This window comes from Leclercia sp. UBA2479 (genome assembly GCF_002341985.1).
In the GTDB taxonomy this organism is placed as follows: Bacteria; Pseudomonadota; Gammaproteobacteria; order Enterobacterales; family Enterobacteriaceae; genus Enterobacter; species Enterobacter pneumoniae.
In genome coordinates this window covers 296,777-322,798 of the sequence record NZ_DDPB01000006.1, presented here as the reverse complement: position 1 = coordinate 322,798, position 26,022 = coordinate 296,777, and the positions used below count along the sequence as shown (strand labels likewise).

Annotated in this window: 26 protein-coding genes; 12 read left to right on the top strand and 14 right to left on the bottom strand. The window is 58.9% G+C overall.

The window, feature by feature from the left end; genetic code table 11:
- Positions 1–23 precede the first annotated feature (23 nt).
- A complete protein-coding gene (locus tag B3B59_RS06435) occupies positions 24–191 on the top strand; it encodes a tautomerase family protein (RefSeq protein WP_242637298.1) in 168 nt (55 codons plus the stop codon).
- Here B3B59_RS06435 and B3B59_RS06430 read toward each other — a convergent pair.
- The 5 genes from B3B59_RS06430 to B3B59_RS06410 form a co-directional block, all read right to left on the bottom strand.
- Positions 182–1,246, bottom strand: coding sequence for a DUF2955 domain-containing protein (locus B3B59_RS06430; protein ID WP_040077328.1), 1,065 nt, complete (start codon positions 1,244–1,246; stop codon positions 182–184). The genes B3B59_RS06435 and B3B59_RS06430 overlap by 10 nt on opposite strands.
- A complete protein-coding gene (locus tag B3B59_RS06425; RefSeq protein WP_154298918.1) occupies positions 1,236–2,303 on the bottom strand; it encodes an HlyD family secretion protein in 1,068 nt (355 codons plus the stop codon). The genes B3B59_RS06430 and B3B59_RS06425 overlap by 11 nt, the downstream gene beginning before the upstream one ends.
- On the bottom strand, positions 2,300–2,770 hold the full coding sequence (locus B3B59_RS06420) for a MarR family winged helix-turn-helix transcriptional regulator (protein WP_040077330.1): 471 nt from the start codon (positions 2,768–2,770) through the stop codon (positions 2,300–2,302). The genes B3B59_RS06425 and B3B59_RS06420 overlap by 4 nt, the downstream gene beginning before the upstream one ends.
- A 110-nt stretch (positions 2,771–2,880) precedes the next feature.
- Positions 2,881–3,483 (bottom strand): YcxB family protein, encoded by a 603-nt coding sequence (locus B3B59_RS06415; RefSeq protein ID WP_286808438.1) that lies wholly within the window; start codon positions 3,481–3,483, stop codon positions 2,881–2,883.
- A gap of 134 nt (positions 3,484–3,617) precedes the next feature.
- Entirely contained in the window at positions 3,618–5,027 is a 1,410-nt protein-coding gene (locus B3B59_RS06410; protein ID WP_286808437.1) for an aldehyde dehydrogenase family protein, read from the bottom strand.
- 100 nt (positions 5,028–5,127) lie between these two features.
- Here B3B59_RS06410 and B3B59_RS06405 point away from each other — a divergent pair, with 100 nt between their 5' ends.
- Positions 5,128–6,027 carry a LysR family transcriptional regulator gene (locus B3B59_RS06405; protein ID WP_286783779.1) on the top strand — a complete coding sequence of 300 codons (900 nt, stop codon included), beginning with the start codon at positions 5,128–5,130 and terminating at the stop codon, positions 6,025–6,027.
- On the opposite strand, the gene B3B59_RS06400 is transcribed toward B3B59_RS06405, so the two are convergent.
- Complete coding sequence (locus B3B59_RS06400; protein WP_286808436.1) at positions 6,017–6,493, bottom strand: carboxymuconolactone decarboxylase family protein; 477 nt, start codon at positions 6,491–6,493, stop codon at positions 6,017–6,019. The two genes, B3B59_RS06405 and B3B59_RS06400, sit on opposite strands and share 11 nt — an antisense overlap.
- Before the next feature lie 102 nt (positions 6,494–6,595).
- On the opposite strand from B3B59_RS06400, the gene B3B59_RS06395 reads away from it, so the two are divergent.
- Positions 6,596–7,987 (top strand): PLP-dependent aminotransferase family protein, encoded by a 1,392-nt coding sequence (locus B3B59_RS06395; protein ID WP_286808435.1) that lies wholly within the window; start codon positions 6,596–6,598, stop codon positions 7,985–7,987.
- Between the two features lie 103 nt (positions 7,988–8,090).
- On the top strand, positions 8,091–8,345 hold the full coding sequence (locus B3B59_RS06390; protein WP_040078604.1) for a DUF4282 domain-containing protein: 255 nt from the start codon (positions 8,091–8,093) through the stop codon (positions 8,343–8,345).
- 24 nt (positions 8,346–8,369) lie between these two features.
- Here B3B59_RS06390 and B3B59_RS06385 read toward each other — a convergent pair whose 3' ends face one another.
- Positions 8,370–8,561 (bottom strand): DUF1127 domain-containing protein, encoded by a 192-nt coding sequence (locus B3B59_RS06385; protein ID WP_040077337.1) that lies wholly within the window; start codon positions 8,559–8,561, stop codon positions 8,370–8,372.
- Between the two features lie 177 nt (positions 8,562–8,738).
- Here B3B59_RS06385 and B3B59_RS06380 point away from each other — a divergent pair, with 177 nt between their 5' ends.
- Complete coding sequence (locus B3B59_RS06380; protein ID WP_040077338.1) at positions 8,739–10,154, top strand: PLP-dependent aminotransferase family protein; 1,416 nt, start codon at positions 8,739–8,741, stop codon at positions 10,152–10,154.
- A 37-nt stretch (positions 10,155–10,191) separates the two neighbouring features.
- On the opposite strand, the gene foxA is transcribed toward B3B59_RS06380, so the two are convergent.
- From foxA to B3B59_RS06365, 3 genes are all read right to left on the bottom strand, one after another.
- A complete protein-coding gene (foxA, locus tag B3B59_RS06375; protein ID WP_286808434.1) occupies positions 10,192–12,300 on the bottom strand; it encodes a ferrioxamine B receptor FoxA in 2,109 nt (702 codons plus the stop codon).
- Positions 12,301–12,421: 121 nt separating this feature from the next.
- Positions 12,422–13,402, bottom strand: a complete 981-nt coding sequence (locus B3B59_RS06370; RefSeq protein WP_046886480.1) for an AraC family transcriptional regulator — start codon at positions 13,400–13,402, stop codon at positions 12,422–12,424.
- A 148-nt stretch (positions 13,403–13,550) separates the two neighbouring features.
- Complete coding sequence (locus tag B3B59_RS06365) at positions 13,551–13,784, bottom strand: DUF2171 domain-containing protein (protein WP_040077340.1); 234 nt, start codon at positions 13,782–13,784, stop codon at positions 13,551–13,553.
- A 193-nt stretch (positions 13,785–13,977) separates the two neighbouring features.
- Between B3B59_RS06365 and B3B59_RS06360 the strand changes: the two genes are divergently transcribed.
- The gene (locus B3B59_RS06360; protein WP_040077342.1) at positions 13,978–14,163 is read left to right on the top strand and encodes a 6,7-dimethyl-8-ribityllumazine synthase subunit; all 186 of its coding nucleotides are present in this window, start codon (positions 13,978–13,980) and stop codon (positions 14,161–14,163) included.
- A gap of 49 nt (positions 14,164–14,212) precedes the next feature.
- Here the strand turns inward: B3B59_RS06360 and B3B59_RS06355 are convergent, their stop codons facing one another.
- Entirely contained in the window at positions 14,213–15,334 is a 1,122-nt protein-coding gene (locus B3B59_RS06355) for a cupin domain-containing protein (RefSeq protein ID WP_286808433.1), read from the bottom strand.
- Positions 15,335–15,535: 201 nt separating this feature from the next.
- On the opposite strand from B3B59_RS06355, the gene B3B59_RS06350 reads away from it, so the two are divergent.
- Together B3B59_RS06350 and B3B59_RS06345 are read left to right on the top strand one after the other, a co-directional pair.
- Positions 15,536–15,832: an SH3 domain-containing protein gene (locus B3B59_RS06350; protein WP_212478274.1), complete on the top strand. Its 297-nt coding sequence runs from the start codon at positions 15,536–15,538 to the stop codon at positions 15,830–15,832.
- Positions 15,833–15,931: 99 nt separating this feature from the next.
- Complete coding sequence (locus B3B59_RS06345; protein ID WP_233801828.1) at positions 15,932–16,363, top strand: IrmA family protein; 432 nt, start codon at positions 15,932–15,934, stop codon at positions 16,361–16,363.
- On the opposite strand, the gene B3B59_RS06340 is transcribed toward B3B59_RS06345, so the two are convergent.
- Positions 16,360–16,968, bottom strand: coding sequence for an ATP-dependent Clp protease proteolytic subunit (locus tag B3B59_RS06340; RefSeq protein ID WP_040077345.1), 609 nt, complete (start codon positions 16,966–16,968; stop codon positions 16,360–16,362). The genes B3B59_RS06345 and B3B59_RS06340 overlap by 4 nt on opposite strands.
- 62 nt (positions 16,969–17,030) lie before the next feature.
- Positions 17,031–17,801, bottom strand: a complete 771-nt coding sequence (locus B3B59_RS06335; protein ID WP_286808432.1) for a DeoR/GlpR family DNA-binding transcription regulator — start codon at positions 17,799–17,801, stop codon at positions 17,031–17,033.
- Positions 17,802–17,887: 86 nt separating this feature from the next.
- Between B3B59_RS06335 and B3B59_RS06330 the strand changes: the two genes are divergently transcribed.
- The 4 genes from B3B59_RS06330 (at position 17,888) to B3B59_RS06315 (ending at position 20,429) form a co-directional block, all read left to right on the top strand.
- Complete coding sequence (locus B3B59_RS06330) at positions 17,888–18,070, top strand: hypothetical protein (protein ID WP_286808431.1); 183 nt, start codon at positions 17,888–17,890, stop codon at positions 18,068–18,070.
- The gene (locus tag B3B59_RS06325; protein ID WP_286808429.1) at positions 18,067–19,224 is read left to right on the top strand and encodes an MFS transporter; all 1,158 of its coding nucleotides are present in this window, start codon (positions 18,067–18,069) and stop codon (positions 19,222–19,224) included. Before B3B59_RS06330 ends, B3B59_RS06325 begins: the two co-directional genes overlap by 4 nt.
- 1 nt (position 19,225) lies before the next feature.
- On the top strand, positions 19,226–19,612 hold the full coding sequence (locus B3B59_RS06320) for a VOC family protein (protein ID WP_286808428.1): 387 nt from the start codon (positions 19,226–19,228) through the stop codon (positions 19,610–19,612).
- 199 nt (positions 19,613–19,811) lie between these two features.
- The gene (locus B3B59_RS06315; RefSeq protein WP_207292901.1) at positions 19,812–20,429 is read left to right on the top strand and encodes a response regulator transcription factor; all 618 of its coding nucleotides are present in this window, start codon (positions 19,812–19,814) and stop codon (positions 20,427–20,429) included.
- Here B3B59_RS06315 and B3B59_RS06310 read toward each other — a convergent pair.
- Positions 20,421–25,985, bottom strand: coding sequence for a trifunctional serine/threonine-protein kinase/ATP-binding protein/sensor histidine kinase (locus B3B59_RS06310; protein WP_286808426.1), 5,565 nt, complete (start codon positions 25,983–25,985; stop codon positions 20,421–20,423). The genes B3B59_RS06315 and B3B59_RS06310 overlap by 9 nt on opposite strands.
- Positions 25,986–26,022 lie beyond the last annotated feature (37 nt).

The following is a 26,022-nucleotide window of genomic DNA, read 5'->3' as shown; positions in this document are numbered from 1 at the left end:
GTCGGTCTGTAGCGCGTCATATCGTGGCGGGGAAACCGCGAAGTGAGGCGCAAAAAGCCGCCTTTTATCGCCGGCTGGCCTCAGAGCTGAGCCAGCAGATGGGCATTGCAGAAGCCGATGTGATGGTCGTGATACAGTTTACGGCCGCTGAAGACTGGAGCTTCAGCGGCGGCATATTGTATCAACCCTGAATCACATAGCGGGTGGGGGCGAAACAGTTCAGAACCCGGTGCACCAGAAAGACCAGCGTCAGGGTCACCACCAGCGCCACGGTCACCGAGACGATGCGGTAGAGGTCGCTGAAGACCAGATCGCTATCCGGGTGCATGTTCTGACCAAACATAATGCCGATGGTGGTGGTAATGGAGAAACCGACCCCCGCCCCCACCTTCTCCATCACGTGCAGCCGGGCGCCAAACGCCAGCCCGAGGGCAATCAGCGGCATCATCAACAGCATATGGCTGCTGTGATCGTACAGCACCAGCTGCACCACCAGAATGTACAGACACCCCATCACAACGCCGACCACGCGCCAGATGGAGCTCATCACCGCGCCGCGATAGTTCATCGGAAAGAGGATCAAGATACCCGCCATCAGCGCGGAGAGAGAGTCGCTAAGGTCACTGATCTGAAACACCACAAAAATCAGGGTCGCCACGGTGCCGGAAAGCAAAGACTCATGGCGCACTCGAGCGTCGTCTTTCTCGATCAACGGTGGCGGCTTGCGTGGCTCAACGTCCGGCAGCAGGTAGTTCATCAGCGCGCTCAGGCACACCGCCATCACGCTGGCCTCGATGTTGGAAAAGAGCAGCGTATGCCAGTCCGTGGTGGGATAGCTCATAAAGTTGAGCATCACGCTCTGGCACACCACGCCCATTGAGCCAAACAGGAACAGCGGCCCCTTACTCATAAAGCGAAATCGCATCACATACAGCGCAAAGACGACCGCAGTCATGATCAGCGGCCATTGTGATAGATAGCCAATAATCAGTACCATTTCGACGCAGTTTAGCGAGGCGCTGAAGATAAATTGTTTCGCAACGTGGCGATTAAAGACCGGCACCAGCGACAACAACATGATCGGGTAGACCACAAAAAAGACGCCATAGCTGGTGTTGTAAAAGCTCGACACGCTAAGGGCAATCACCCCCGCCAGCACGACGCGTAGCGTCTGGCGAAAATCATTGGCGGTGTAGACGATGTTGCCGTGCGGGGTAAAAACCCGCGCGAGGGTATTAATAGACATAGTGCAGCAAGCTTACCAGGTGAATCTGTACGCCAGAGAAGAAGCGCGCAAACGGCCCTTCGCTGTTATAAAGCTGTACGGTAGCACGCGCGCCGGTGGGCAGATGCTTTGGCAAGGCGTCGTCCAGCGCCACGTGAATACGCATACGTTGCGCGTCGCGTACCCAGCGGTTAGAGGTCTCCGGCGCGGAAAGCTCACCGTTAACTGCCTCCTGCCCCGCCAGAATACCGGCATCGCTGCTGGTTACGTGGGCGCGGAACACCTGCCCCGGAAAGGCATCGAACACCACTGCGGCATCGGTCCCCTGGTGGGTATGACGCAGGCTTTTCTCGCGAAAATCGGCCACGATATCGGTCTGGTTGTTGACCAGCGCCAGCGCCGCCGAGCCGGACGAGGCGTAATACCCCGGACTTAGCTGCAGGTTGCTGACGGTCCCGTCGTTTTCCGCGTAGACCTTCGTCCAGCCAAGGTTAAGCTCGGCCTCTTCCAGTGCGTTACGGTACTTTTGCAGCGTCACGTTGCGGGCCTCATCGCGTTCGCCGCGCTCAATGCGCAGCTGATGGAGGGTGGCTTCAAGATTGGCAACCGACTGCTCGCTGCTCTGCCAGGTGGTGCGCACTTTATCGAGATCCGACTGCGACACATTCTGCATGCTACTCAGCCGCTGATAACGATCGAAGGTCACCTTGTCGTTACGCGCAGTGAGCTGCGCCGTTTTCAGGCTGGCCTGGGCGGCGACAATTTGTGCATCCAGCTGCTGATTAGCAAGGCGGGCCTGCTCCAGCGCAATCTGCGCCGCTTCCACTTTATTGCGGAACGGCGTTGGGTCGAGTTCAAACAGCAGATCGCCTCTCTTCACCTGGCTGTTGTTGTGGACATGCACCGCCGCCACGTAGCCCGGGACGCGGGCAGAGACCGGCGTCACCACGCGCATCACGGTGGAGTCTGGCGTCAGCGGGATCCAGATATCCGCCACGATGAAATAGACAAACATCAGCAGGAAAGAGGCAATACTCACCCTTACCCAGCGGGCAAACTTTTGTTCAGGAGTCATTATTTTTCAGTCTTGTTATCTTCTTCGCGGATTGTCCGCAAATTGCAGGCGATTTGGTTCAGTGTGGCGCTGAAAATGTCGAGATGCTCTGGCGCAATGTTCTGTGACACGCGCGCCTGAAAGGTTTCGATCACCTGGCTGAGCGTGACCAGAACCGCTTTCCCCTCGGGTGTCAGCGTCAGTAGCCGGATGCGCTTGTCATAAGGCGATGTGACGCGCAGCAGATAACCCTGCTTCTCCAGCTGTGTGAGGGTGCGCATGAGCGGCGGCAGTTCAATGCCCTGTACCTCCGCCAGTTCGCTTACCGAGACGTTATCCCCCAGCTGTTTTAGCTGCATCATTACCGTCCAGCTTGACTGGGTTAACCCGGTCTCGAGAATGGCATCGTCAATCACTGCGCGCCATTGACGCACAATCATGGCCATGCGCATGCCCATAGGCCGACGGCAGAACAGATCTTCTTCACTCATGGGGGGAACCTCGCTTCACACCGCGCCACGATAATGGTTATCAGGGTAAGTATCAAGAAACGAGGTTGATAAGCGCAGGAATTGCGAACCGGTGATAGCGATTCAGGGAGTTACGGCGTCATAAGCCGTTGCCGGTGGTGTGCAATCTGTGCCGCAATAAAGTCGTAGGTTTGTGCGGCCTCATCGGGGGAGGCAAAAATGCGCTCAGGTATCACTACGCATTGATTACTTCTCAAATGGATGAAAATAAAGCCCCCTTTTCTATAGCTCTCCTTGATATTTTCCCAGTAGGTTTTGCCGCTCGCCACCCGGGTAATATGTTCGATGAAATAGCGGTTTAGCTTAACCTTATGCTGGGTTTCGTCATCTTCCTGCTCCTGCGGCTCACGGCTGGCCATGATTTTGTTAATGAGCAGTTCATAAATTTTCAGTAACAGGCCCCCGGTGCAGAAAAGGCCGAGAAGCACCATGCTGCTGTGTCTCATCCTTTCCATAAATGCTGTGTCTGGTGAGCGAGTTATACTGAGCGTGATAAGCAGAAGAAGCGTCAATAGCGCGGCGGCAGCCAGCAGCAGTATCGCCGCCCGCTTAATAAGAAAAATGCGGTCATAGGGCAAAATCAGTTCGTCTTTATGCGCGTTAATGAGCTGACTGGCGCGGGTCCGTTCTAAAACGGACAGCGAAAAAGAAAATGCCATTCTGCTTTTAATCATCTCTCCCCCTCTGCGTAATAACGATTTCCTACTGGCCTTAACTGCGCAAAGCCGGGGAGGATGATAGCACGCTGAAATGCAGGGGCGCGGGATAAACAGACGGGCATCTATCCTGCCCCTGGCGGGGGAAGCCCTTACCCCAAAATTGATTTCGGCTCCATATAGGCGCGTATTCCCCAGGTTCCCATCTCACGCCCTACGCCGGAGTGTTTAAACCCGCCGAAGGGGGCTTTGGGTTCATGGGTAAGGGTATTGACCAGCACCCGCCCCGCCTCTATCTGCTGCGCCACCGACCCGGCGCGTGCGCCGCCCAGCACCATCGCACTCAGGCCATAGTGCGTATCGTTGGCAATGGCGATCGCTTCAGCTTCATCGCGATAAGGAATAATGCAGAGCACCGGCCCGAAGATCTCCTCCTGGGCAATCGTCATCTGGTTATGAACGTCGCTAAACATCGTCGGACGCACAAACCAGCCCTCTTCTGTTCCTTCCGGGCGTCCTTCACCGCCCACCAGCACCCTTGCCCCCTCATCAATGCCTTTGCGGATATACCCCTGCACCCGCAGCCACTGCTTTTCGCTCACCATCGGGCCGATTTCGGTATCGGGATGGCGCGGATCGCCAGATTTTACCGCTGCGACCGCCTGCGCCAGCGCGCTTTCGATCTCCGCTTTACGCGACGCGGGCACCAGGATACGCGTACCCGCCACGCAGGCCTGCCCGCTGTTCATAAACCCGGCCTGCACCGCCAGGGGGATCGCCTGCGCCAGATCCGCATCCTCCAGAATCAACGTTGGCGATTTGCCTCCCAGCTCCAGCGTCACCCGTTTAAAGCTGTCGGCCGCATTACGCAGGATCGCTTTGCCGGTCTGCGTCGATCCGGTAAAGGAGATTTTTGCCACGTCCGGGTGGCGGCTTATCGTGTCACCTACCGTGTCGCCGCGTCCGGTGACGATATTAAATACCCCCGGCGGCAGGCCGGCCTCGTGCAGGGCTTCGGTGACAATCTGCGTTTGCCAGGCGCTCATCTCGCTCGGCTTGATCACCGCCGTACAGCCGGCGGCCAGCGCCGCCGCAAGCTTGCCGCAGATAAATCCGGCGTCGCTGTTCCAGGGGGTGATCAGCCCTGCCACGCCAAGCGGCATCAGCTGTACGGTGGCCGCCCCGGCGCGGGTGGTAAAATCAATCGACTCCAGCGCCTCGATGGCCTGGGCGATGACCTCCGCCGGGTAGCGCGCCATCCAGGCCGAGCGGGCGGCAGGGGCACCATACTCCTCGATCACCGCCTCCAGCAGCGCGTCCTGTCGGGCCGTCACAGCGGCGTGCATCCGCTGCAGAGCCGCAATCCGCGTCGCTTTAGGGGTGTTTGCCCACGCCGGAAACGCCGCTTTTGCCGCCGCAATGGCGCGTTCGGCATCCTGACGGTCCGCAAGCCGTACCTGCCCGAACACCCGGGCGGTGGCCGGGTTCCAGAGATCAAACCGTTCGCTGCCGTGCGGGGTCACAAACTCGCCGTTAATGTAGATCTGTTCGATGTTGCGCATAAAAACCTCCTCAGACGGTATAGAGCCAGTCTGGCACGACTACGTCGTTTCGATAATCCACGCTATGCTGCAAAGGTTATTTCGATTTTCAGGATAATGTATGCATCGTTCAGGACTGACAGAGCTGGAAGTGGTGATGGCGGTTGTCCGTCGCGGCAGTTTTCGCGCGGCGGCGCAAGAGCTGGGGATGTCCGCCACGGCGGTAAGCAATGCGGTGGCCGGGCTGGAGAGCCGCCTGCAGACCCGGCTCTTCAACCGCACGACCCGCAGCGTGGCGCTTACCGACGCCGGGCAGCGCTATGTGGCGCGCATTGGCCCGGCGTTACAGGAAATTCGCCAGGCCAGCGAGGAGATCCACAGCGATACCGGTGAACCCGCCGGTACGTTGCGCCTGAACGTGCCGAACAACGTGGGCGCGTTGTTTCTTGATGCCCTGCTGATTGACTATATGCAGCGCTACCCGAAAATGCGGGTCGAAACGGTAAGTGAAGCGCGAATGATCGACATCGTGGCCGAGGGTTACGATGCCGGCATCCGCCTGGCGGAGTCGGTTCCCCAGGACATGATCGCTATCCCCCTTACCGCCGATATTCGCCAGGTGGTGACCGCCACGCCGGACTATTTCGCCCGCCACGGCACCCCTGGGGTGCCGGACGATCTGCTGCGGCATCAGGGGATTGGTATGCGCATGGCCCACGGCGGGATCTATCGCTGGGAGTTGGCGCGGCGCGGAGAACAGCTCGCTCTCGCAGTGCCGGCACGCTTCGCCACCTCGGATCTGTTTGCCTCGATCCGGGCGGTAAAAGCAGGGCTGGGGGTGGGATTTTTACCGGAACTCTATATTCAGCAAGAGCTGAACCGCGGTGAGCTGATCACCGCGCTAAACGACTGGACGCAGCCTTTCGCCGGGCTGCGTCTCTACTATCCCGGTCATCGCCATATCCCGCCGGGATTGCGGGCGCTGGTGGCGATGATCCGCGAACGCGGGGTTACAGGTTAGCCTTTTTCAGGCCATAGGCCTCATCCAGCGCGCCGGGCACCATGCGGGAGGTGATGCCTAAGCGGTTCCAGGCATTGATGGCCACGATGGCGAAATTCAGTTCGGAAATCTCCACGTCAGAGAAGTGCTCCGCCACGCTGCGGTACAGCGCGTCGCTCACCCCGTGGGCGCTGATTTGGGTCAGCGCTTCGGTAAAGGCCAGCGCCGCTTTTTCGCGGGCGTTGAACAGCGGAGACTCACGCCAGGCGGCAAGGTGATAAAGGCGCAGCTCGCGCTCACCGGCGATTTTCGCCTCCTTCGAGTGCATATCCAGACAGAACGTACAGCCGTTCAGCTGTGAAACACGAATATCAATCAGATGCTTCAGGGCCGGGTCGAGCGAGGTTTTGCCCACCGCCATGCTCAGATCGGACAGGGCTTTACTGAGGGCAGGTGTGGCTGTGTGATGATTAACGCGAGTGCTCATTTTCTTTCCTCTTTTTGGGGCGGCATAGTCATTGCGATGAGGCAAATGTACGCCGTTTATGACATAGTCAAAAGATACAAAAACCGTTAAAAGAGGTAGGACATGAAGTCGGGATATCAGCAGATTTATACCCGCTACCGGGACAATATTACGCGCGGTATCCTGAAACCTGGCGATAAAGTTCCGGCTATCCGCGTACTGGCGGCAGAGCTGAAGGTGGCACGTAAAACCGTTGAAACCGCCTACGCCATTTTAGGCGGCGAAGGGTACCTGGTAAGCCAGGGGGCACGCGGTACGCGGGTGAATCCGGATCTGATCCTCCCCGCCAGCCCGTCCCCGTCGTCAGAGGCCGTAACCGGCACGCTGCCGGCCTCGCTTATTGCCCAGCGCGAACGGGCCGGTTTTTTACGCCCGGGTATCCCGTCGCTGGACAGCTTTCCCTATAAAAAGTGGTTGCTACTGGCAGGACAAGCGACCCGCGCCATGCGCCAGGAAGAGATGCTGAATCCGCCGGTGATGGGCTGGTATCCGCTGCGCCAGGCGATTGCCAGCTATCTGAATATCTCCCGGGGACTCTCCTGCAGCGCCGAACAGGTGCTGATCACCAGCGGCTACAGCGGCAGCCTGCGTCTGATCCTCGACACGCTTGCCAGCCGTAGCGATAAGGTGCTGTTTGAGGATCCGGGCTATTTTATGGGCCAACAGCTACTAAAGCGTATTGTGCCAAACCTGCATACCGTGCCGGTGGATCGCGCGGGCATAGATACCGATTATCTGCTGCGCCATCATGCGGATGCCCGCTTTGCTATCGTCACCCCCTCGCATCAGAGCCCGCTGGCGGTCACGCTGTCGCTGCCGCGCAAGCAGCAGTTACTCGACTGGGCGACCCGAAACGATGCCTGGATCATCGAAGATGACTACGACGGCGAGTTTCACTATACCCGCAAGGTGCTGCCCTCACTGAAGAGCCTTGATCGACACGATCGGGTGATCTTTATGGGCACGTTCAGCAAAACGGTGATGCCTTCGCTGCGTCTCGGTTACGTGGTGATGCCCACCAGTACGGTGCCTGCCTTTACCGACTGCGCGGATATTGTCGCCAGCGGTCAGCCGGTGCTGACGCAGAAGATCCTCACCGCATTTATTAATGATGGCCATTTCTTTCGCCATCTGAAAAAGATGCGCGCCCTGTATCAACAGCGGCGCGACTGGATGATCGCGGCGTTGCAGGAGGTGTATGGCGATCGCTTTTTCACCGAGCAAAACGACGGCGGGATGCACATCGTGGCGTTCCTCACCGCAGGCAATAACGACCGCGAGATCGCCCGCTGCTGGCAAGAGCAGCAGCTGCAGGTGAATGCGTTGTCGGAGTGGTATCGCGGCTCGGGCAAGCGCTACGGACTGGTCATGGGCTATAACAACGTGCGCTCCTGGGACGAGGCGGTGGCGTTAATTTCGCGGCCCAGGGCGCAAACACTCGAACTTTTAAAATAGCAACCCCCTGATTTCGCACCATTTTAAGGGGATATCAGGCCTGTACATCACGGCGAAGGACTTTATAATCAGCGCGCAAAATAAACATTATCAAGGATTAAAAATGAAACAACTTCTGGGATTTGACTACCTGCTCACACCGCGCGTACTGGTCTTCTTCTACTGGATCGTCATGCTGTTCATCCTGATCGGCGGGCTCTACTCCATGTTCACCGGCAGCCTGATTGCCGGCTTTTTCGGCATGCTGTTTAGCCTGATCGGCTGCCGCGTCACGTTTGAACTGATTATGGTCGCGTTCAAAAATAACGAATACCTGCGCCGCATTGCTGAAAATACCGGTAAACCTACCGCCGAGTAATGCTGTGACCCGCCGGATGAGATGTCACTTCATCCGGCCATCCTGCCCATAACGTCCCAAATCCGCCCGCGACAGACCAATATCCCGCAGATGTTCATCACTCAGCCGGTTCAGAATGCGCCGCGTCTGGTTAATGCGATACCAACGGACGAGCAACTTTCCCATCCAGATGAACAGGTAGAACGGTCTTTTGGCCCGATTTTCATAGAATTCCATATTGCGCTCCTCAGGTTGTCAGAGCCGTTATCATCACGGATTTCACACCCGGCAATACAGATTCAAAAATAACTTTTTTTTAACATACAGATCCGTTAAAACAGGATCTGAATGGCATTTTTTGCCCCGATCTGTACTGCTATTGAATTCTGTATGGTGATAACAAAGGATACAGCTATGACGCGCTATCAACACCTGGCCAACCTGCTGGCAGAACGCATTGAACAAGGGCTGTATCGCAGCGGCGAGCGCCTGCCCTCGGTGCGTGCGCTGAGCCAGGAGCATGGCGTCAGTATCAGCACCGTGCAGCAGGCCTACCAGATCCTGGAAAATCTGCAGTTGATTACCCCCCAGCCGCGCTCAGGCTATTTTGTTGCCCACCGTAAAGCGCAGCCCCCGGTTCCGGCCATGTCTCGTCCGGTGCAGCGCCCGGTAGAGGTGACCCACTGGGATGAGATACTGACCCTGATGGAGGGGCGCACCAAAACAGGTATCACGGCGTTTGGCGGCGGGCAGCCGGATCTGAGCCAGCCAACCCTCAAACCTCTGTGGAAAGAGCTCAGCCGGGTCGTTCAGCACAACGTCAACGAGATCCTCAGCTACGACGAGCTACCGGGGCGCCGGGAACTGCGCGAGCAGATCGCACGGCTGATGCTGGATGCCGGATCGGTCGTGACCGCCGACGATCTGATCATCACCAGCGGATGCCATAGCGCGCTCTCCCTGGCGCTGCTGACGATCTGCAAGCCTGGCGATATCGTGGCCCTTGAATCTCCCTCGTTCTACGGCACGATGCAGATGCTGCGGGGACTCGGTATCAAAGCCATCGAGATCCCCACCGATCCCGGGACCGGGATCAGCGTTGAAGCGCTGGAGCTGGCCCTGGAGCAGTGGCCGATCAAAGGGGTGATTGTGGTGCCCAACTGCAACAATCCGCTCGGTTTTATCATGCCGGAGGCCCGTAAACGCCAGCTGCTGGCGCTGGCCCAGCGCCACGATATTGTTATTTTTGAAGATGATATCTACGGCGAGCTGGCATACGAGTACCCGCGCCCCAGCTCGATTCACTCTCTCGACATTGATGGCCGGGTGCTGCTGTGCAACTCCTTTACCAAAACCGTGGCGCCAGGCTTGCGCGTGGGCTGGATTGCCCCCGGTCGCTATTACGATCGGGTGATGCACATGAAATATGCCGCGAGCGGCACCAATGTCCCCTCAAGCCAGCTGGCGCTGGCCGCCTTTATCCGCGAGGGGTACTACCATCGCCACGTGCGCCGGATGCGCCAGATTTATCAACAAAACATCGAGACCTACACCTGCTGGGTGCGGCAGTTTTTCCCGTGCGGGATCTGCGTCACCCGGCCGAAGGGGAGCTATATGCTGTGGGTAGAGCTGCCAGAACACGTGGATATGGTCTGCGTCGCCCGCGAGCTTAGCCGGTTTAATATTCAGATTGCGGCAGGGTCGCTCTTTTCGGCGTCGGGTAAGTACCGTAACTGCCTGCGCATCAATTGCGCCCTGCCGCCGAACGAGAAGCATCGCATGGCGGTCGAGCAGATGGGTGAGGCGGTGAATATGGCGATGGAGGAGTAAGCCCCATCCCTGGGGCTCAGATCGGTGCGTCAGGCGGTTAAAACTTCCAGGAGACGCTGCCCACAATGCTTCGCTCGGCGCCAAAGTAGCAATAAGAGAGCGAGTTACAGGCCGCCACGTAGTCTTCATCCGTCAGGTTATTGACGTTTAGCTGCGCGCTAAAGCCTTTTAACCCCAGCTTCGAGAAGTCGTAGCCCACCGCCATATCCACCAGCGTATACGAGGGTAAGGTATGGGTGTTCAGACGGTCGCTGGTGACGCCATTCACATAGCGCACGCCAGAGCCGAGGGTCAGGCCATCCAGCGGGCCGCTTTTCACGTCATAGCTCAGCCAGGTGCTGGCCATATTGCGTGGAGCGTAGACCGCGCGTTTGCCCTCCTCTTCCGGGCTGCTCTTCTTGTAGCGAATATCGGTGTAGGTATAAGCCGCCTGCAGGCGCAGGTTGTCGGTGATCTGCCCTACCGCTTCCAGTTCCACCCCTTCAGATTCGATCTCGCCGATGGAGCGGTACGGATCGGTTGGCTCCTCTTTGGTGGCGATATTTTTCTGATTGATGCGGAATACCGAGGCGCTGAACTGGCTGTTCATCCCCTCCGGCTCTACCTTCACACCCGCTTCCCACTGCTTGCCCTTCATCGGATCCAGCACGTTGCCGTTCTCGTCGGCAAAGCTGGTTGGGGTAAAGGCGGTGGAATAGCTAATGTACGGCGCAACACCGTTATCAAACAGGTACAGCAACGCCGCGCGGCTGCTGAAGTTGTTTTTATCCAGGTTGCTGCGGGTGTTGTTCAGCTTATCGATATTCGACACGCTCACCTGGTCGTAACGGCCCCCCAGGGTCAGGCGCCAGCGATCGAGGGAAATCTGATCCTGCAGGTAGTAGCCAGTCTGACGCAGCTTATGCTTCTCCTGGCTATACATGGAGATGTCAATCGGGCCCGCGCCATACATCGGATTAAAGGCGTCGATCGGCGGGAAGCTGCCATAGTAGCCGGTGGTATTGTTGCTGCGATCCTGATAGTCGAGACCAATCAATACGCGGTGGTTCAGCGCCCAGGTATCGAAGCTGCCGTCAACCTGGTTATCCAGGGTGATGGCGTTCATCTTCTCATCGGAGCCGGAGTAGCCGCGGTTCAGCTCGGTATCGTTCAGCCAGCCTGAGGCATAGACCTGATTCAGCTTCACTTTGGTGTGCAGATAACGCAGTTTCTGGCGCACTGTCCAGCCGTTATCAAACAGATGTTCAACGTTGTAGCCCACCATGTTCTCGCGGCGGTCGTACTTGTCGTAGTCGTCTTCACCCTCGAAGAAGGTGTTTGAGATGCGCTGGCCGGCGTGCGGCACCACGGTTCCGTCATAAGGCAGGCCGGAGTGGCTGCCCCCTTCCGGGTCGCGGTGCAGATAGGCCATCAGATCCAGGCGGGTATTATCGGTGATCCGCCAGGTCACGGACGGCATCAGCGCGTAACGCTCCTCTTTCAGCGGATCGAACTGGGAGTCGGCGTAGCGGGTCATTCCGCTCAGGCGCGCCGCCACGCGGTCGTTGTCGTCCAGGGGACCGGTGACGTCGAACATCGCCCCACGCTGGTTATTGTTCCCGGCGAAGAGTTTCACCTCCCCACCCGTATCGAAGGAGGGTTTGCGTGAAGTGAGGGCGACAATCCCGCCCGGCGATGAACGACCATACAGCACCGATGCCGGGCCGCGCACCACTTCGATATTTTCAAGGAACCAGGGATCGACCACCAGCGAGCTGTGGGAGTTGGTATCGCCCATCATCTTCAGCCCGTCAAGATAGACGTTATCCAGACTGCCGTCGGAGAAACCACGCAGCACGATGTAGTCGAAGCGGTTTGAGGCACCAATCTGGTTGCTGTACACCCCCGGCGTATAGCTCACCGCCTGACGGACGCTGGTGGCTCCCTGCTCTTCAAACTGTTCGCGGGTGACAATGGATACCGCCTGCGGGGTTTCGATATCCGGGGTCTCCAGTTTGGTAGCGCCGCTCTGCATTTGCGAGGTGACCACCACGGTATCGTTTTTCGGCGTCTCCTGAGCAAGTAAAGGGAAAGCAACGCTGCCGGTAACGCATCCCACCAGCAGGGCTAAGCGCGATATAGCGAACATGAAAATCTCCAAAGGCATTTCTAATTGTTAATAAGAATTATTACCTTTTTCATCTCGCAAACAGCTATGCGCGCTGCCAGGTTATGTATGCGCAATGACAAAACGCATGTAAAGCGTTTGCGATTGGGAGAAAAGCGGATTAACAGCCGCTGCGCACACTGCCGGGGCAGATGCCGTAACGACGGCGGAAAGCGGTGGCGAAATTGGTGGCGTGCTGATAGCCGGACATCCACGCCGCCTGCTGCACGCTATGCCCTTCCAGCAGATAGCGACGCGCCAGCGCCAGGCGGCAGTCGCGCAGGTAGTCGAAGACCGTGCAGCCATAGGTCTGGCGGAATTTGCTACGCAGGCTGCTGGGGCTCATTGCCGCCTGGTTAGCCAGGGCTGCGAGGGTATATTCCTGTTCGGGCGCCTGTTCAATGCGTCGGCGGACTTGCTCCAGTCGGGCCTGCTCCCCGTGCGTTGGGGCCTGGCCCACCCTTCCCTGCTGTTCCCGCAGGTGCAGGCCATGGCCCAGCAGTTGATACATCACCCCCTCCAGCAGCAGATGACGAGACAGGGAACTGCGTTCACGCTGCTGAGCATGCTGGATACCGGTCAGGACGAACTCGGGCACCTGCCAGACGAAGGCCGGTACGCTCAGCCGCGCCCACTGTTCCAGCAGCGAAGCCAGCAGGCTTTCGCGCAGGGCTTCATGGGGATAGACACCAAAAGAGAGCGTTTTGAGCGTAATATCAGCGTCGTGGCGGGCCGTCATCACCTGCTGTTCACTGAGCGTGGCGCTAAAGGCCATGCCGGGGCTCAGGCGAAAAATCTCATCGTTGAGACGCAGGGTCACGCACCCTTCCAGCACCACCAGGACATACAGCGGGCTGCTGTGGCGGGAGGTGGTTTCATAAGGTTGCAGTACGCGCACATCAGAGTGGGTAAGAGAGATACCGGACGGCAAGACCATCTCTTCCACGTTTCCATGCAGGACAGGGCTGGCGCTGGCGCTGACGTCGGTCAGAAGGGGGAAGTGGTAGTCAATGCCATAGCGCTCGCCAAAGACGTTAAAGTCGGCAACGGAAAATGTTTTTCCCCCTACCGGGCCTGGGCTCTTGAGCGTTGTTTTCGACATACCTGCGCCTGAAGGAAGATAATAAAGTAAAACAGTATCACTCCTTCAACGTAACGGCAATGCAGGCCGATTTTGACAGCTTATAAAATATATTAAGCCCCGGTAGTAAACCGGGGCTAAAATATCACACTGGCGTGCGAGGTATTAATTAAGCTTCTTGCCAGCCGGCAAAGACCGCTTTATGATCCTGGGTCAGGACGACTTTATTATCATCCACTTTTGCTACCCACTCCAGCGGAATGTAATGGTGTTTACCACCGGATTCCGGGTCGCTTTTTGCCAGTTTAATACGCTCGCCGTCGAGATGGTCCACTACGCCTACGTGGGTACCACAGCTGGCGACAACCTGTGCATGATCCTTGATTTCGCTCTTATTTACCATTCTGAATTCTCCTCATCATGTTTATGCGGGTTGTGTCACGCTAATAACTGTAGACCATAAAAACGGTATTAACAGCGCCATTAGCATCTCGAAACAATATTCCGCCTCAGCAAGATAAGAATTCCCTGATAAATATTTTAGGCAGGTGATTATGTCGCATAATTAATTACTCGCACACGACATGGAGACATATATGGTAATTGAGCAAAATCGTACCGAAATATCCCTGGCGCTTGGCGAAGCGGTAATCGATGTCGTACAAAAAAACCAGGAGATCTCCCGGGCTAACCTGGCGCGAGCCATGCGGAGAAAAGCGGAGCAGGAGAACGATGACGATCGCCTCCTGAGTTACTGGAAGGCGTGTCATATCCTTGTGTAACCTGAGCGGCGGCGCAATTTGCGCCGCCGGTGTTAAACGCCCGGTGGGGTTACTCGTCGAAGTACCAGTAACCCTGGTTAATCAACCCGGTCAGCTCGGCGATAAAGGCCGAGTTATGCAGCGCCTCTCCCAGCTCTTTTTTGCCGAACCCGGTATAGCGGCACAGGACATCAGCGGCTTTAGCATCGACGGTGTCCAGCTGTTCGCTGTTAATAAAGAAACGGCCGGCGATATTCAGTACGCGCAGCCCGCTGAGACGGGTGAGGGTCTCGCCCCCCTGCAGCGCATCCAGCACCTCTTCCGGGGTGTAAGGCGGCTCTGCGGCGGCAATGTCCAGCTCATGGCGTGGCGTGGAGATAAAGCTGCCAAACCACTGGGTAAAATCATCCGGCCGGCTAATCATCTCGATCATCATCTGGCGCAGGCGTTCCAGTTCATAGGCTTCAACCCGGCCCGGGTGCTCGCGGCAGGTCAGATCCGGATCGCTGTAGTGCTCCCCGCCCAGATCGTTCTCCAGGGCGTAATCGGCAAAGCTGCTGATCAGATCCCGACCGTTCGGCCCCCGGAAGCCTACCGAGTAGTTCAACGCCGTTTCATGGGTAAAACCGTCGTGCGGGAAGCCCGGCGGAATATAGAGGATATCGCCCGGGGCCAGATCTTCATCAATGATCGGCTCGAAGGGATCCACATGCAGCAGCGCCGGATGCGGACAGAACTGGCGCATCGGCAGTTTGTCGCCCACGCGCCAGCGGCGGCTGCCCATTCCCTGGATGATAAACACATCGTACTGATCGATATGCGGGCCCACGCCGCCGCCCGGCACCGAGAAGGAGATCATCAGGTCGTCCAGACGCCAGTCCGGCAATACGCGAAACGGTTGCACCAGCTCGGCGGCAGGCAGATGCCAGTGGTTAACCGCCTGCGCCAGCAGCGACCAGCCGGTTTCGCCTAAGCCATCAAAGTGTTCAAAAGGGCCATTACTGGCAGACCATTTTCCCTCTTTATGGCTCACCAGACGGCTGTCTACCTCCGGCTCCATGGCCAGCCCGGCCAGTTCATCCGGGGTAATCGGGTCGATAAAGTGGGGGAAAGCGTTCTTCAGAACGACGGGTTGTTTCTGCCAGTATTTTTCTAAAAATTCCGGCCAGTTCAGGTTGAGTTGGTAAGCCATGCGTCGCACCAGTGATAGACAAACGGGCCTGATTATAGGAAGAGGTGGCGGCTGGCTGCCTTGTCGTGGGTCAATGACGCACGAAACTCTGTGTCAGCCTTTTACATGACACATCCTGACAGCTTCACGCTTTATGGTTATCGCCCCCGTTTACCACGGCTTATATCGTTTAAAGATGCTTACGTTGTCAGGAGGTCTGAGATGAGTGATGTCACTGAAGTCGCCGTAACAGGTAGTGTGAAAACCACCATGCCAGTGTATGCCCGTCTGGGCACCCCCTCCGTCTATGCGCCGGTGGCCCTGGACCTCCCCGCTGGCAGCCGTATCGACGTGTGCGCTGCGGTCGTGGGCGATGCAGTTGAAGGGAACCCCCACTGGTACCGTATCGACGAGAATATCTTTGTCTGGACGGGCGCCTGTACGCGGCTCGATCCCTGTCCGGATTTCCCGGAAAGCACGAAAGTGAAGTGGATGGCGGTGGTGTTTGAGGTGCGCTAGTGCCTTATCATCCCGCTTTCGCCCCTTTGCTTAAAACGTCGTACACTTCCCGCATCTACCCGCTGCGTACCCGGATGACTTATTGCTATGGATAACACAATGAAAACAACACTGATTGCCCCTGCCCTGCTCGCCTGCCTGGTCACCGCCGCGCCCGCCAGCGCGCTGGAAATCTGGCACTCAAACACCGTCTGGGCAAATCAGGGGATGTGCAGCGCCACCTTTATGCTGGATAGCGGCATGGAGGAGACAGGCCCGCTGGAGATAGGCGTCGAGCTGGTCAATGCGAAGGGGGTGGTCATCGCGTCCGATACGCTGAATGTGGATGCCTTCGGCGATGCCGAAGCCACCCGCTATCAGACGACCTTTCTGGAAGGTGAAGCCGTGTGTGAAGATGACCTCACCGTACGCTTCACCTCCCTGGCGCGGGTTTCTGGCCAGCAGAAACAGCCGCTACCGCTGAGCGATCTGCAGATCCGCGATTTTAAGCCCTTTAGGCTTATCAATACGCAGGCGGATAAGCAGGGTTAATCCAGCTTCAGCTCATCAAAGTGGGTAATGATTTTACCCACTATGCCGTAATCGAGCGCTTCAGACGGCGACATCCAGAAGTTACGGTCGGTGTCCTTTTTCACCTTCTCCAGCGGCTGCCCGGTGGCATCGGCAATCAGCTTATTCACGCGCTCCAGCATGCGGATGATCTCCCGCGCTTCGATCTCGATATCCGTTGCCTGCCCACGTACTCCACCCAGCGGCTGGTGGATCATGAAGCGGGTATTGGGCAGGGTATAACGATGCTCTTTTTTAGCGGCGAGGAAGATGGTGATCCCTGCGCTGGCGACCCAGCCGGTGCCAATCACGTGCACTTCCGGGCGGATAAATTTAATGAAGTCGTGGATGGTATCTCCCGCCTCCACGTGGCCGCCCTGGCTGTTGATGTAGATCTTAATCGGATCGTTATTGATGCTTTGCAGCAGGATCAGCTGGCTCACCACTTTCTCGGCCAGCGCCTGGTTGATCTCCCCGGAGATCACGATCGAACGTGACGCCAACATCTTCTGCTGAATCAGCGCGCTGCTGCCGGTTTCGTTCTCTTTGGTCGTCTCATCATGATCTTTATTCTGTGCGTAATACATGGCTCTCTTCCTCGGCTTTTAGCGCTAAAAACTGAGTGTAGCCCGTTTCGTGTCGCATGGCATCAGGCGCTGACGATCCGCACCTCCTGCGCGGCAAACGCAGCGATGACGTCGCTATCCAGATCCGCCTCTACCACCAGCACGTCGATATCGCTGCACGTCGCCACCACAAAGCGCGCTACGCCCGGAACTTTATCGGTGGTGAGTGCCACCAGGGTCTGGTTGCTCTGGGCGATCACCGCTTTTTTAAACGCACAATCCGCAAAATCGAAGCCGGTCAGCCCCATCTCCGGATCCATGGCGCAGCCGCCGATAAAAGCCTGATCGAAGATCATGCCCTGGATTTGGCGCGTGGCGGTACTGTCCACCGTTCCGCCTGAGGCGCGCTGGATCTGCCCGCCGGTGATAATCACCTCGCACAGGGGGTGGCGCAGCAGTTCGGCGGCAATGGCCGGGGAGTTGGTCACCACGGTCAGGGCCAGATCGGCCGGAAGGGCTCTGGCCAGCGCCAGGTTGGTGGTGCCCGTATCCATAAAGAGGCAGCTTCCCGCCTTCACCAGCGTTGCCGCTTTCTGCGCGATCTGCTCTTTTTTGGCATGATTCTGCTGCTCGCGGCTGATAAACGTGCCTGCGTCGGCCAGCTGTAATACCGCGCCGCCGTAAACCTTTTTACAGATCCCCTCTTTGCTAAGCTCGTGTAAATCCCGGCGAATCGTGTGCTCAGAGACCTTCATTTGCTTCGCCAGCTCGGCGCATACCACCCTGCCCTGTTGTTGCAGGATCTGGCGGATCCGATCTTGTCGTTGTTCCGGAAAAGCTGCATAATCGAGCATAATTAGCCTTGTTAATTTTTTAAATCGAGCAATAGTGAGCATAATGTTGCATAGAGGCTCACCCTGTCAATCACTGGAGCGTCACCATGAAGCGCGATGATGATTACCGCCAACAAGTGCCCGCCACCAGGCCACACGATGGCTTCTTTTTTGAGCCTGCCGCCCCCGGTGCCCGCGCCGAAGAGCGTGTAGGGCGCGACGCGTCCGGCTCCCCCCTTTTACGTAGCGCCAGCCCGGCCCTCCCCCGACCCGATAAGGATGTTAAATGAGTTTGCAGACCACAGGCCCGGTTCACCGCCTCGCCACCCGGATCGTCTTTTTTATTGCCGGCTACGTCACCGCCACCTGGGCGGTGCTGGTGCCCTATGCCAAAGCCAATACCGGCGTTAACGAAGCCACCCTGGGTTCCCTGCTGCTCTGCCTGGGGATGGGGGCGCTGGTGGCGATGCCGCTTACCGGGATGCTCACCAGCCGTTACGGCTGCCGCAAGGTGATCGTGACCGCGCTGGCTATGGTGATTCTGACCACGCCGCTGCTGGCAATGATCACCAATCCGCCGCTGCTGGCCGCCGCGCTGCTGCTGTTTGGCGTGGGGGTGGGGGTAACCGACTGCGCGATGAACATTCAGGCCATTATCGTTGAGCGCGACGCGCCTGGCCCGGTGATGTCGGGCTTTCACGGGATGTACAGCGTGGGCGGTATCGCCGGCGCCGGTGCGATGACCCTGCTGCTGACGCTCGGGGCCAGCGCGCCGCTCGCCTGCCTGATCATTATTCTGAGCGTGGCGATTATGCTCGCTGCCAGCCTGAAAGGGTTATTACCCTGGGCTAACCCGGCCTCTGGCCCGGCCTTTGCGATACCGCGTGGCGTGGTGTTACTGATTGGCGTCGTCTGCTTCGCGGTCTTTCTCGCCGAGGGGACGGTGCTCGACTGGAGCGCGGTCTACCTGACGGAGGTGCGTCGTGTACCGGAGTCGCTGGGTGGGCTGGGCTTTACCTGCTTCGCGGTGGCGATGACCCTGCTGCGTTTAACCGGGGATAAGCTCATCGCCCGCATTGGCGCACCGCGTGCGGTGGTGGGCGGCGCCCTCGTCGCGGCCCTCGGCTTCGCGATAGTAACCCTCGTGCCGGTGTGGCAGCTGGCGCTGCTGGGCTACGTGCTGATTGGCGCAGGCTGCGCCAATATTGTGCCGGTGATGTTCTCGGCCGTGGGTCGCCAGAACCGGATGCCGCAGTCGGTGGCGGTGCCAGCCATTACCACCCTGGGTTATCTCGGCGTCCTGGCCGGGCCGGCGGTGATTGGCTATGTTGCCCACGCCACCTCGTTAACTCAGGCCTTTATGATCATTATGGCCCTGATGCTGGTCGTGGCAGGGCTTTCCCTGACGGTCACCTCAGGTCAACACGCGCAACGTGAGGGATAAGATGAAAATTGCACATGTCGCACTCTGGACCCGCAATCTGGAGGCCCAGGTCGCCTTCTGGCAGCAGGTATTTAACGGGCGCAGCAACGACCGCTATCTCAGTAAAAACCGGCCGGGATTTGCCTCGCACTTTATTACTCTGGCCGACGGCCCCACCGTTGAGCTGATGACGGTGCCGGATCTGCCGGAGGCTCCGCCGCATGCGGAGTTTATCGGCTGGGCGCATATTGCCCTGGACGTGGGCAGCAAAGCCGATGTGGATCGGATGGCGGCGCAGGCGCGTCTTAACGGGACCCTGCTCAGCCCTCCGCGAATGACCGGCGACGGATTTTATGAAGCGGTTATCGCCGACCCGGACGGCAACAGAATTGAGCTGGTGGGGGAGTAATTCCCCCCTTTTTTACACGCCAAAATTATCTCTTCCCCGACATTCATACGGTTATCATATTGTTAAATGATAATGATAATTAATGTGTTAAAATTAATGCGTTCATAAAACTGCCGCCTGACCAGCATCGATAAAGGCGCGGTTTTCACGCTGTACGAAATCCTCTCATCTTTATCAGGCTGAAACATTGGGGTTATTAATGGAACACATTGTCTACGTCGTCGATGATGATCATGCTGTCCGGCGGTCCGTGGTCGGGCTGCTGGAATCTGCCGGATTGAATGCGATTGCCTTCTCCTCGGCGGAATCTTTTCTGCAACACCCTTTCGAAGATCTCCCCTCCTGCGTGGTGCTGGATATGCAGATGCCCGCCATCAGCGGCTTTGAAGTGGCAGATGCCCTGAAGGCCAGCGGGCGCGAAATTCCGATTATTTATCTTACCGGCCATGGCACCATCCCGATGACCGTGAAGGCGATGAAAGGTGGGGCCTATGAGTTCCTCACCAAGCCGGTGGCATCGAACGACCTGCTGAATACGATTGGCGACGCGCTAAAGCTGGCGCAGGACAACGCGCTCCAACTGCGCGAGCAGTACTCCCTGAAGCAGCGCCATCTCTCCCTTACCCCGCGCGAGCAAGAGGTGCTGCAGCTGGCCATCAGCGGCTTGCTGAACAAGCAGATTGCCGCCGAGCTGGGGGTGAGCGAAATCACGGTCAAAGTCCACCGCCGCCGGGTGATGGATAAGATGCAGGCCCGCTCGCTGGCAGACCTGGTCAGGGCCGCAGAGCGCCTGACCATAAGCCTGCCGTCAGAGTAACGCCTCGCCGCTTGCCAAGGGCAGCGTAAAGGCAAACACGCTGCCGTGGGGATCGCGGTGACGGGCCGTCAGCTTGCCCCGGTGGCGTTCAATAATGCTGTAGCTGATGGTCAACCCCATCCCCATCCCCTGCGCTTTTGTAGACCAGAATGAGTCGAAAATGCGCTCCATCAGCGCCGGTTCAATACCGATCCCGCTGTCGGCAATTTCACATCTCACCAGCCCCTCCTCGGGGTTCGAGGTCGAGAGAACCAGAGTGCCCGGCCGCTCCGTGACGTCCGCCATCGCCTCCACGGCGTTCATCACCAGGTTCAATAACACCTGCTGGATCTGCACGCTATCGCCCATGATAAAGCTGTTTTCCGCCGCCAGTTCATAGCTGACGTTGATACGGCGCTGCTCCAGTTCGCTGCGCGACAGGGTGATGATATGGCGGATCGCATGGTGCAGATCGAGGCGGGCAAAGGTGGGATCTTGCCGGCGGGTAAGGGATTGCAGGCTGCGGATGATCTCCCCTGCCCGCTCCCCCTCGGAGATGATCTCCTCCAGCCCCATCCGCGCCTTATCCAGCCGGGCCGGATCGCGATTGAGCCAGCGCAGGCTCGCCCCGGCGTTAGAGACGATAGACATCAGCGGCTGGTTGATCTCATGCGCGATAGAGGAGGACAACTGACCGACGGTGGTGGCACGCGAGACGCGGGCTAAATCGGCCTGTGCCACGCGCATGGCGTCTTCGGCCATACGCTGGCTGGTGATATCGGTGATGATGCCGAAATATTCGTTCACCTCGCTCCCCACGCCCACCGGATCGCCAATCCCCAGAATGGTGCGGGTGGCGCCGTCGGCGCGAATAATTCGGAACTCGGCGCGCATGGTCAGGCCGTCGCGCACGCTCTCGGTGACCAGGGTACTGATGCGCGGATAGTCATCCTGATGAACAAAGGTCAGGAACTCCGCCATCGAGATCATCTTCTGCTTTTCAGGCAGGCCGAGGATGCGCGCATACTCTTCGGACATAAACATCAGATCCTGCTGCAGCTCCCAGCGCCAGCTTCCGGTGTGGCTAATCTGCTCGCCGAGCATGAGTGAGGTCTGGCTGGCGCGCAGCTCCTTCTCGACGCGGCGGCGCTGAATGTTCTCCTCCACCAGCTCGGCGTACAGGCGGGCGGTCTCCAGCGAGATAGCCGCATGCGCCCCCAGCAGGCTCACCACGCGGGAGTGTTCAACGGTAAAGACTTCCGGCATCAGGCGGTTTTCCAGGTACAACACCCCCACCAGCCGCGCCTGTTTAAACATCGGCACGCACATCACCGCCGCGCCAGAGGTGACCAGATAAGGATCCTGGCTAAAGGGGTGAAATGCTTCCGGCTTGCCGGTGTGGATCTCCTGGCCGGTGCGGATCACCGCCGCCAGCACCGTGAGTGGCATATCGGAGGCCGTCGGCACGTCTTTCATGATCCGCACCCGCACGCCGTCCGTCGAGGTGATAGCGCTGGCCTCGATCTCCGGAATGGTGTTCTCGCCCACGCGGATCAGCAAGCCGCGCTGGGCGCCAGCACGCTCCAGTAGAATGGTCATCAGGGTTTCGATCAGCCGTTCGAGGTTGATCTCCTCCGACAGCGCGCGCGACGCCTTGATCACGCTTTGCAGATCGCGGATCTCTTCATTGCGCGCAAAGGCCACCGTGTCCCAGGCGTTCGCCTGTCCGGAGGCGAGCAGATAGGGGAAATCCTGCTCCAGCTGACGCATTTTGGATTGCGCCCCGGCCCGACCCCAGGCCGTTAACGCGCCACGGAAGTGGGCGTCGGCGGCGGTAGGGTAACCGCAGGCGTGAGCAAATCGCCCTGCCAGCTCGTGGGCCATGGCGTTATACGGGCTGAAGCCCGCCTCGCGCGACAGGCGCACCGCCTTCTCATACTGCTCCAGGGCGATGCTGTTCATGCCATCAAGGCGTACGATCTCGGCGTAGATCAGCGCCTCTTTATCGGCAAAGGTGCCCGGATTGATGCGCGCCCAGAGGGCGATCTTGTCATAGTGAAGATGGATCTGGCGGCGAAGATCGGCCGAGAAGGTCTCCGGCGTCAGCTGCTGCGAGAGCGCCAGCGCGCTGTAGAGATGGTAATCCAGCAGGTGAATATGCCCCGGCGCAGACCAGGCAAACTGCCCGGCCTTTTCGAGGTTTTCCGCCGCCTGCGGGTATTCGCGACAGGCGAAATGGGCCATGCCCCGGTAGAGCCAGAACCAGAACAGCATGGTTGAGGTCTGTTCCGACGCCTGTCCCGGCGCGGCGGGCAGCAAAGATTCCGGCAAGACCTGCGCCGCGCTCCACTGCCCCTCCACCGGGGTGCGCAAATGTTCCACATAGTGGCGCTGAATCAGCAGGGTGGCCTCCACATCCTGGAAATGGGTTTTGCGCACGTAAGCGAGGCCACGCTCAATGCTGGTCAGCACGGCGTCGAGGTGATCGCCCCGGGTCAGGAAGTTGATCACCTGATGGCAGGCGGCAAAGCAGGCCATCGTCATGTCACCGTGGGTCACGGCAGAGGTAAAGCAGGCTTTGGCGCACTCAATGGTGTATGAGAGCGGCTGCGTCCAGACGCTGAGCTGGTCCAGCGCCAGCAGGGTTTTGGCTTCAAAGGCGTCGTAGCCGTGACGGTTGACCAGCTCCCGCGCCAGGGTGCCGTACTGGAACCCAAGGCGATACTCCGCATAACGTTGGCCAATCAGCACGCCAAACCAGGCCATCGCCGTGGTAGAGGCGCCGGTGATACCGCGATCCAGCGTGAGCGCCATCATCCGGCACAGTAAAAGAAAGTGCAGGCGCGGGTGGTTAAAGCTGGCGAACAGACTGGCGCTGTTGAGCAGGTTCATCACCGCGTCGGTTTCGTCGTCATCCCTGCGCGCCAGTCCGCGAAAATGGCGATCCGGATTGTCCCCCACGCGGCGGCACAGGCTATGCCAGGCCTCGTCGCACTCGGCGTCATCGGGATAGCGGCTAACGTGAATACCAAAGACCGCCAGCCAGCAGAGCGCCGCCTCCAGCGCCAGCCGGTTGTCGGACTGTCGCATATACACTTCCGCCAGCAGGTTGGCCGCCAGCGCTTTTTCCGTTAACCCGCCCGGGGCACCCAGAATGCGATCGCACAGCCTGCGGGTGATGTCGAGATTGCCCAGGGCAAACTCGCACCCGGCCTCTTCGAGATCCAGCGCCACATCACGCACGCTCCCGGCGTTGCCCAGCGCGCGGGCGGTCTGAATATAGCTCAGGGCCGATGGGTAATCGCCCGAGCGCCTGGCGCGGCGGGCAGCCAGCAGGCTCAGCTCACGGAACTTCTGCCGCTCGGGGGCGGGCTGAATGCAGTCCAGCGCCGCCGTGACGTGGTGGACGGCGCGGAACAGGATCTCGTTGCCTGCCGCCTGGCGTGCCGACTCCGCCAGCACGCAGGCGGTGGTCAGGTGCAGGCGGCTCTTCTCTTCGTTATCCAGCAGCGCAAACGCAGCCTCCTGGACCCGGTCGTGAATAAAGGCATAGTCCCCGTCGCTGAGGGCGATCAGCTGCGCGGTCACCGCCGGGTGCAGGGCATAGCGGATCTCCGCGACAGACATCCCCACTACGCGGCAGACCATCTCCAGCTCGCCGCTGCCGCCCAGGCAGGCGATACTCCCCAGCAGATGGCGGGTCTCTTCCGGCATCTCTTCCAACTGCTGTAACACCAGCGTGACCACGTTTTCGGTGTAGTGGCGGGCGCGGATGGCCTCAAGATCGTAGCACCACCGGTCCTGGTACTTATTGTGCGTCACCAGCCCGTCATCAACGATGCGGCGGAAAAACTCATGTACAAACAGCGGATTACCGCCAGTTTTTTCGTGAATCAGCCCCGCCAGATCGGCGGTACTGGCCGAGCGAGTATGGAAAATATCGGCCAGCCAGCGCGAGACCGCCTTCACCGACAGCGCCTCCGGGCGTAGCTCGACGGTGTTGCGCGATGCGCGCTGCAAATTGGCCAGCGACAGCTCATGCGCGCTGTCATCCCGATACGCCACCACCATCAGCATGGGGAGGGTGCTGCCGCTGGTCAGGAGGTCCTGCAGGATCTGCAGGCTGGCGGGATCTATCCAGTGGATATCATCCAGCAGCAGCACCAGTGGGCAGCCCTGGCTGGCAAAAGATTTCACCAGCGCCAGCACCATCTGGCTAAAGCGCGCCCGGGCATCGGTCGAGAAGGTATCGCTGGAGAAACGCGGTTTGTTATCCAGCAGCAGGCCCAGCTCCGGCACCAGGCCGACGGCTAAGGTTTCGTAGCCCTCCAGATCGCGCGACAGGCGAACTTTCCACTGGGCCACCTCCTCGGTGGACAAGCCCAGCAGATGCAGCGCCAGGGCGCGAAACGCCGAGGTGAGTGCCGCATAGGGTAGCGCGGGAGAAAACTGATCCACCTTGCCTACCGCCAGCAGCACGTTGCGGTGCTGAAGCGCCTTCAGCCCCGAGGCGATCAGCGACGATTTACCAATCCCCGACGGGCCGCTGATGGTCACCAGCCCGGCCAGGTTATCGCGGCACACCCGATCAAAGGCGTTAAGCAGCTCCGCCGCCTGGGGATGGGCATTGTAGAGGGTATCGGTCAGATAAAAGGCCGGGGAGCGATCCTGCAGGCCGGGGGTAAAGGCCGCGATATCCCCGTCGTCGCTCAGGGTCGCCTGGCAGCGGCGCAGATCGGCGATCAGCCCGTCCACGGTCTGATAGCGGTGCTCGGGTCTTTTCGCCAGCAACTTGAGGACGATAGCTGAGAGCATGGCCGGAATACCGGGCAAGACGGCCCCCGGCGCCCGGGGCTCAGAGGCGATGTGGTAGTGAGCCCACTTGCCCTGATCCTGGCCCCCCAGCTCAAAAGGCAGGCTGCCGGTCAGCAGTTCGTAAAGTACGACGCCGAGGCTATAGAGATCGCTGCGGCTATCCACCGCTCTGTGGGTGCGGGTGGTGTGCTCCGGTGACATATAGGCGGGGGTGCCGCCAGTCACCGACAGCCGCGTCTGGCTGAGATCGTCTGCGCCACCGGACGACAGGCCAAAGCCCCCCAGCCGACAGCGATGTTCGTCATCGATAAAAATATTGCCGGGCTTGATATCCCCGTGCACCAGGTTGCGCAGGTGCATCAGGCGCAGGGGGAGGCAGATGCGGATCGCCAGGTCGAGAAAGTGCTGCATACCGGCCATCGGCGTGCCGACCCTGCGGGTCAGCAGCACAAAGGCGAAGGGGGCGTAAACCAGGGCAAAGCGTCCGTGATATTGCGTGCTGGCCACCGGGCGCACGGCCCAGTCGTCGCTCAGGTACTCACGCAGGGCAAACTCATTGCGCAGCAGGCGCGTTGCGCTGGCCTCTTCCTCATCGCTGACGGCGGTCGCGATGATAAACGCGCCGCCGGAAGCAGGCAGGCGTGCGTTCAGCCAGCAGAGGCTACCCTCCTGTCCCAGCGGCGTAAAAATGACGTCTTCTTTAAGCACAAAAGCCTGCCCCTCAGAGAGATTCTCAGGGGCAGGCAGCGATGGGTTGTTCATCCACGTTCCTTATTTTTCTTCATTAATGGTTCTCGTG